This window comes from Zafaria sp. Z1313, from assembly GCF_050563205.1.
Lineage (GTDB): Bacteria > Actinomycetota > Actinomycetes > Actinomycetales > Micrococcaceae > JAZDCJ01.
The window spans coordinates 1-4,867 of the sequence record NZ_JBNWUK010000042.1 but is presented as its reverse complement, the minus strand read 5'-3'; the positions used below and the strand labels follow the sequence as shown (position 1 = coordinate 4,867).

Sequence of the window (4,867 nt, the reverse complement as noted above, 5' to 3'; positions counted from 1 at the left end):
CATCTCATCGACACCGGTCAGGCGGCGCTGACGCTTCTTGACGATGACCGGTGAGAAGGTCCCTTCCCGGTCCCGCGGCACGTCCACCTCCACCGGGCCCGTGGTCTCCGTCAGCACCGTTTTTGGGCGCACGCCGTTGCGGGAATTCGCGGTCTGCTTCCCTGCCGTATCGTGCTTTTCATATCCGAGATGCTCGGTCATTTCCTCATCGAGCGCGGTCTCGATCACGGTCTTGGTCAGCTGCTTGAGCAGACCGTCCGGCCCGGTCAGGGACAGGCCCTGTTCCTTCGCCATTCTGACCAGCTCGCGCGCAGCGTCGCCCTCGGATACTTCTGTCTTCTTTTCAGCGGTTTTCGTACTCGGCACAGCCTCAAGTGTTGCGGCCATATCGGGCTCCTCCCCGCCAGGCTTACCGCCCGGCGTGTCGAGCCGGATACACCGTTATTTCCACAGTCCCGCTTCGCGAGGAACGCCGACCTGAGCCTGTTGTTATCCGTCATTGCCGGTTCCTTCCACACTGAACTTGAGCGTCTCTATGTTTCCTGTCGGATCCGCGTTGAGCGCATGGCCATTCCAACCTCGTGTCCCTAGGGCAAGAACCAGTAGAGCGACGTCGTGGCCCCCGGCGAGGGCAAGTCGGCCAGATGCGTGAACATCTGTCGTGCTCGGGCCGAGCGGTAGTGGATGGGAGTGCCACTCGCCGATGTAGCCGAGGGCACCGCTGTCGTCCGCGCGGATGCTTGCTCCTAGGATGCGCGCGGCAGTAACGGCATCTCGGCGATATCGGATGCGAGTAGCACGCGGGTCGGGCACAACATGGGCTTCGGTTACATGCGGCCCGATTTCGGTGTAGTACCCGAGTAATAGGCCGCCCGTTTCACGAGGAAGTGCTCGTGTGCCTGCCAGTCGCAGAGTTCGCCATATCGTGTCCGTTAGAGTAAGCGTTCTGGTCATGGGACGACCGGAAACAGTTCGCGCGACTCACCAGCCGGGAGAACCGACTCCCCAGCGAGCATCCTGATCGCAAAGCGGGCGCCCATTGCTGCGGTCTCGGCTACTGCCGTAGGTGGAGTAGGGCTTACTGGGTCGCCGCATCCTGCTTCCCACTCGGTAGCTGCGAGAGGCTGAACGACACTCTCCGCAAGGGGATCTGTCCCCTCTAGCGGAGGGCAGATGTCTACACGGCCGACTTGCCCGTGTCCGATGACTGCGACGTGCAGAAAAGATCGTCCGGTGACTTCGGCGGCGGCAAGCAGAAGTTGCCAGGTGAGTCGATCGCCTGTGCAGTCGACTACAAGATCTTGGTCGCGTAAGAGCTGTACAGCTTCGTTGAGGCCTCGAACTGAGGTAGAGGTCTTGATCGGGTGTTCCGGTATTCGAAGGTTCGCTGTTTCTCTCACAGCGGTTGTCTTTGAGGCACCAACAAAAGCTGGAGAAGCGGCGTGACGTGTGAGATTTCCCGGGAGTAGGACATCGAAGTCGTGAATCGTGAGGTCATTCACGCCGCTGCGATGGAGAAGGTCGATGAGGTGCGAGCCTATACTCCCTGCACCAATGACGGATACCTTCCGATCTGAGAGGGTGGCCGCATGCCACCCGGCCCGCCGTTGTTGCGCGTATCGCCGTTCAGCTACGGGAAAGCACCGGCGGGTAATGCCATCTCTTGTAGATTCGAACCAAAAACCGATGAACCCTACGGCTTCGTCGCGCGTGTATCGAGCCGCGAACAGAACTGGCCGCCTTGTTTCCAACATCGCTACGATCAAGGGACTGTTCGCCCCCACTTCTTCTGCTAACTGCTCGGTGAAGATGAACGGCTTCGTGACTCTTCCGAGGTCAATGGCGATTCCGTTCAGGAACTTGTTCGACCGGTTCTGCGTCCTGAGCCCGGCTCTTCGCTTCCTCTTGTTGCGCGGGGGTACTGGCATTGCTGGCTCAGATAGCTGCGCGCTCGTGACGGTTAGCAGGCCGTTCTCGTCGGGTGGAGTGGTCCGAAACCAACCCCCAGCTATCTGTTCCCAATCATCGACAGCCAAGATAGGGCTGAACCATTGGCCGTCGCGGACCTCCAGCCATAGATTGTTGTACGCTTCCAAATCAAGCTGCGGCATGTCATCGGCCCAACCGGCCTCCGCATGAGCAATCCACTCTTCGACCCGCGCGAGGAGCCCGTCTCCGTCGAGCCAAGGCTGGCTTCCTATGGAGTGAGCGTTCCAAAGGCACAGGGACCCATCCGGCATCTGATGCCAATTGATCTCATCCACTCTTTGTGCCAGAACGACACGAGGAGCTGCAAACGGAAAATCGTTGGTGAGTGAGATGGTCGCTGGTTCAGGATTCTTTCCCACCGTTCCGCTCCACTCCCAGTCTTCGGGGGCGTCGCCACACTTCACAGTGTGGAATCGCGCGCGGTTCAGCGCCTCGTCGAAGCGGCGGACCGCCGCTTCGACGTATGCGTCTGTCGTCTGGCTCATCCGAATGTGGGTGACTCTCCGCTGGGCAAGCTGCGGTGTCCGGCCGACACCGCCACGGGAACCTCGAAGACGTCGTCACCGTCGCTGTTTTGTCCGAGCAGGCGCTTGAACGTCCGAGCCGCGTCCTGGTCGTTTTCCGATTTCAATGCTTCACGCGCATCGACGGCAGCTTGCTCCCACGCATCGGCAATTGTGTCAAGTTCTTCTTGGGTTGCTCGAATGTGAAGCTCTTGATCTGGGATCGCTGGATTCATCAGGCGAGCAACATCATCCGCGTGGTCACGAAGGATAGGTGCCATCTTCTCCAGCGCGACCGTGTAGTACTCCGCCGTAGAGCTTGGCGACTCATCCGAACTTCCACTCGGGATTTCCGCGAACGCGTGGTATGCGGCAACCTCTACAAAGAAGCCGCCGGGTTTGACGTCGCCACGCAGTGCCCGACGGGTTTGCCGCACAAGTTTGACCACCGGAACGTACTTGTCATCATGCTCTTGATTTCGGGCAGTGCTGAGTTCGCTGAACTTCACAGGATGGGTTTTCTCCCACCCGCCATCACGATCGGGGATTTCCCATTCATCATCGGCAGGTCGAGCTGGCACTACGTCCACGTGCATATCGAAATCCGGGAAGTCCACCTTTACTGAGCGGTCGTTCTTCGTAACCCGGTCCCCATACTCGCCTTCGAACCGGTTAGCGAACTTGTCCAGCAGATCCTGCGGGTCTTCATCGTCCGGCAAGTTCGGTAGTTCGCAGAAGACATCCACGTCTTTGACCCTGCGAATTGAAACGTCGCGTCTGTACGAGCCGATGAGCACGGTGTGAAGACCCCACTCCACAAGATCGGCATGACCATCGAGAACATCACGGACCTCGGCATGAGCCTCGGCTGCGTGTTCAGCGTCCTCGCCAGGTTCTATCTTCGAGAGCGCGTCCTTGAACTGTTTCGTGAGGACCGACATGCTGCCCCTCTTTCCACCTTGAGATTTCGGGCTTGGTCTGGTGTTCCAATGATAGATGCGGGGTCCGACATGGACAGGGCACAAGCCTCCCACCCAGCGCCAGGCGACGAAGGTGGCGAACACCGTTCCGAGGAACGACAACCTTTCAGAGGCGGAGCCGAGGGTCTGTTCGACGAGCAACTCGATCCTGCACCTGGCCCAGAGGGAGTGTCAGACGAACGGTGTATCTGGTCCTGGCCTGACCGAAAGGAAAGGCGATGACCGATGTCATCGAGATGATTGATCCTGTGACGGGAGAGATCATCGATCAGCAGCAGATCGCGGAGCAGCTGCTCGGGGAAGCGAAGGAGAAGGGCGTCAGCCTGGTCGGCCCGGACGGGCTGCTCGCCGGGCTAACGAAGCGGGTGCTGGAGACTGCGCTCGAGGTCGAGATGACCGAGCACCTCGGTTATGACAAGCACCAGCCCAGCACCGGCGAGAATGCCCGTAACGGGACGCGGGCGAAGACCGTGATGACCGAGGTCGGTGCAGTGCAGATCGACGTTCCCCGGGATCGTGAGGGGTCGTTCCAGCCGAGGATCGTGCGCAAGCGGCAGCGTCGGCTGGACGGGATCGACGAGATCGTGCTGTCATTGACCGCGCGCGGGCTCACGACCGGTGAGGTCGCGGCGCACTTCGACGATGTCTACGGAGCCAGCGTCTCGAAGGACACGATCTCGAAGATCACCGACAAGGTGATCGAGGAGATGACCGAGTGGCAGAACCGTCCGTTGGACCGCGTCTACCCGGTGGTGTTCATCGACGCGATCGTCGTGAAGGTGCGGGACGGGCAGGTGCGCAACAAACCGTTCTACGTCGCCGTCGGCGTCACCACGGGCGGGGAACGCGACATCCTCGGGATCTGGGCCGGCGACGGTGGTGAGGGCGCGAAGTTCTGGCTCGGCGTGCTCACCGAGATCAAGAACCGCGGCGTCGAGGACGTCTGCATCGTCGTCTGCGACGGGCTGAAAGGCCTCCCGGACGCGATCAACACGACGTGGGAGCTGACGACGGTGCAGACATGCATCATCCACCTGATCCGCAACACGTTCAAATACGCGTCGCGGAAGTACTGGGACCAGATCGCCCGCGACCTCAAGCCGGTCTATACCGCCGTCAACGAAGCTGTCGCGAGGGCCAGGTTCGAGGAGTTCGCCGAGAAGTGGTGCACCATGTATCCCGCGATCCGGCAGCTCTGGGAGAACGCATGGGCGGAATTCATCCCGTTTCTGGACTACGACGTCGAGATCCGCCGCATCATCTGCTCCACGAACGCGATCGAGTCGCTCAACGCCCGCTACCGGCGCGCCGTCCGTGCCCGCGGGCACTTCCCCAACGACGCTGCCGCGCTGAAATGCCTGTATCTCGTGACCCGGTCGCTTGACCCGACGGGGC

Annotated in this window: 5 protein-coding genes; 1 reads left to right on the top strand and 4 read right to left on the bottom strand. The window is 60.6% G+C overall.

Going from position 1 to position 4,867, the window contains the following annotated elements; all coding sequences use genetic code 11:
- From ACQ3I4_RS16480 to ACQ3I4_RS16465, 4 genes are all read right to left on the bottom strand, one after another.
- A partial coding sequence (locus ACQ3I4_RS16480) for a transposase (RefSeq protein WP_430633347.1) occupies positions 1-387 on the bottom strand: 387 nt, incomplete at its 3' end.
- A 102-nt stretch (positions 388-489) separates the two neighbouring features.
- Positions 490-954 (bottom strand): Mov34/MPN/PAD-1 family protein, encoded by a 465-nt coding sequence (locus ACQ3I4_RS16475; RefSeq protein WP_430633926.1) that lies wholly within the window; start codon positions 952-954, stop codon positions 490-492.
- Positions 951-2,474, bottom strand: a complete 1,524-nt coding sequence (locus tag ACQ3I4_RS16470) for a ThiF family adenylyltransferase (protein WP_430633925.1) — start codon at positions 2,472-2,474, stop codon at positions 951-953. The genes ACQ3I4_RS16475 and ACQ3I4_RS16470 overlap by 4 nt, the downstream gene beginning before the upstream one ends.
- Positions 2,471-3,433, bottom strand: coding sequence for an SMODS domain-containing nucleotidyltransferase (locus ACQ3I4_RS16465; protein WP_430633924.1), 963 nt, complete (start codon positions 3,431-3,433; stop codon positions 2,471-2,473). Before ACQ3I4_RS16465 ends, ACQ3I4_RS16470 begins: the two co-directional genes overlap by 4 nt.
- A gap of 275 nt (positions 3,434-3,708) precedes the next feature.
- Here ACQ3I4_RS16465 and ACQ3I4_RS16460 point away from each other — a divergent pair.
- Positions 3,709-4,867 (top strand): IS256 family transposase (locus tag ACQ3I4_RS16460; RefSeq protein WP_430633927.1); only part of this gene is annotated, 1,159 nt, incomplete at its 3' end.